The 2,247-nt window shown below is 58.3% G+C and carries 2 protein-coding genes; both read left to right on the forward strand.

The features are described 5' to 3' along the window. The first annotated feature begins 682 nt into the window (after positions 1-682). Complete coding sequence (locus tag H5U08_RS16345) at positions 683-1,630, forward strand: hypothetical protein (RefSeq protein ID WP_297035478.1); 948 nt, start codon at positions 683-685, stop codon at positions 1,628-1,630. A 71-nt stretch (positions 1,631-1,701) separates the two neighbouring features. Beyond that, positions 1,702-2,247, forward strand: a 546-nt coding sequence (locus H5U08_RS16350) for an HD domain-containing protein (RefSeq protein ID WP_297035481.1), incomplete at its 3' end; no start/stop codon positions are given.

Here is a 2,247-nt window from a genome sequence, read left to right on the forward strand (position 1 = left end):
CGATTCGCTCCGCTATTAGCCATGAATAGAAATGTCCCCTAATACCACAGCGCAGGATTATGGGAGCGGCGCAGCACCTTGCGGCCACAGCACTCATGCCAGCACAACATGTGGTGGGTGTATTGTGGCGTCCAGGTAAAGCTGCGCTGTAGTACTCATTCTCACGAATAGAGATGCCCCGGCGGGGGGTTCATGAAACTGTTGAAGGGGGTTACGGACCTGCTGAATCGGGCGGCGGAGCGGGTGACAAGGGGCAAGAGCCAAGGACCCCGTTGATTTGATTCCCTTGGATCCCCACACCGAAGTGGGTGGCGAGAGCGCCCCTGGCAACGGAAGCGCTTTTTCAGAAGAGGAGAGAAGAAATTGCTTTTTCGAAGAGAAGAGAAGGAATTGCTTTTTCCGAGGGAAACCTCCCCCTCCCGCGGTGCGGCCGGAATCTCCCCGAGCGCTCCCCGAGTGAAAGTTTGCACCCTTGAGGACTCGGTGCAGTTGTGGGGGAACTGCCGTCGGGAGTTTTTTTTTTGCACGGCCGATCTGCGTTCGACCGATGCCTGCGCAAGGGGCCCGGGCCAATTATGCGCTGGGATTTTCGTTGCCTTTTCCTGCCCGGGCTGGGATGCGTGTCGTGACTGGCAGGCCACCAACGTAGAAATATTTTCGGGCGAGGTCCTCGGACACACCGATGCCGAGATTGTACTCGTTGATCTTACTACTGGGAGGAATTGCCGCGGCCTGGTTGCTCATTCCGCGGCTTCAACAATTTCGTCTGCCAACTGGCTGGCCAACCGGTCAAAAGAAGGAAGAAATGCCCTCCGATCCTTTGGTCCCCGAGCTTCCGCCGGCCAAGGTGCAGAAAACGTTTCGCATCGCCGTGTGGGACGTCACTCCCCTGGATATGGTCAAGGCGTCAGAGCCCGGCATCCTGCGGGCCATTGCTGGAGTCGTCCGACAGTTCGACATCACGGTGCTCCAGGGCGTGGACCTTCGTGAGCGGGCCGTCATGGCGGCGCTGATGGATACTGTGCGGGAGGGAGATCAGCCCTTCAGTTACGTGACGGTCCCCGAACCGCTTCGCCTGGGACTGCCCCGAGGAAGCGTCATCATTTTTGACATGCGGGCGGTGGAAGTAGATCGCAGCACGGTTCGCATGATTGAGTCGCTGGGACCGCGGTTCCGACGCGTCCCCCTGACGGCTGCTTTTCGGGCAAGGGGCGTGCCACCAGAACAGGCGTTCACCTTTTCTCTGGTCAGCGTCCATGTGGATCCATTTGCCGTCGAAGAGGAAATGTCACTGCTGGACGACGTCTTTCGGGCAGTGCGGGACGATGGACGCGGGGAAGATGACGTGCTGCTGGCTGGTTTTTTCGCATGTGGAGATCGAGAACTCAAAGTCGCCTTGCGAAACCCGGATGTGGTCTGTGTCAACCCGGGCCTTCCCACCAACATATCGGGCACGGAGAGCAGTACCAATATCGCCTTCGACGGAAGGGCCACCGTGGAATACACGGGTCGATTTGGTGTCGTTGATCTGATGCGGCAATATCGCCTGACTGCCGCCCAGGCACAACAGGTGGCACAGCACCTGCCCGTTTGGGCGGAGTTCAGCGTTTACGAAGGTGGTGCCCCGTAAATAGCGGTGACAACCAGCTTGCACGTTTGTCCACAACCACCATTTTTCCTTGTGGCGTCTGATTGTTTTTGGTGAGCGAAAGACTTCGGCATACGATGCTGGAACTTACTTCCCGTTTCGACGAAGCCCTGCGGTTTGCCGTCAGTGTGCACAGGCACCAGGTTCGAAATGTCACGGAAACCCCGTATGTGGGGCATCTGTTGCGCGTGTGCGGTCTCGTCCTTGAATATGGAGGAACAGAAGACGAGGCCATCGCAGGGTTGCTGCACGATGCTTTGGAAGATCAAAACCGACCCGGTTTGGCGGAAGAGATTGAGCAGCGTTTCGGCCTGCGGGTGCTGGAAATTGTGCGGGAATGCAGCGACACAACCCAGTTTCCCAAACCACCCTGGCGGGAACGAAAAGAGCGGTTCCTGCACCGCTTGGCGGAGGCCAGTTCGGCCGTACGACTCGTGGTGGCGGCGGATAAGTGGGACAACGTCAACAACCTCCTCGTGGTCCTGCGTCAGTACGGGCCGGAAATCTGGCAGCACTTCCGCGGCGGGCGGGAGGGAACTCTATGGTATTACCGGGAAATTGTGTCGGTGCTTCGTCGGGCGAGCGAGAATCCGCTTATT

The sequence above is a fragment of the Thermogutta sp. genome, from assembly GCF_014359955.1.
Lineage (GTDB): Bacteria > Planctomycetota > Planctomycetia > Pirellulales > Thermoguttaceae > Thermogutta.

What these genes read in the sequence shown, in the direction of transcription:
- H5U08_RS16345 (WP_297035478.1), top strand. Translation starts at nt 683, where the DNA reads ATGCCGAGATTGTACTCGTTGATCTTACTACTGGGAGGAATTGCCGCG.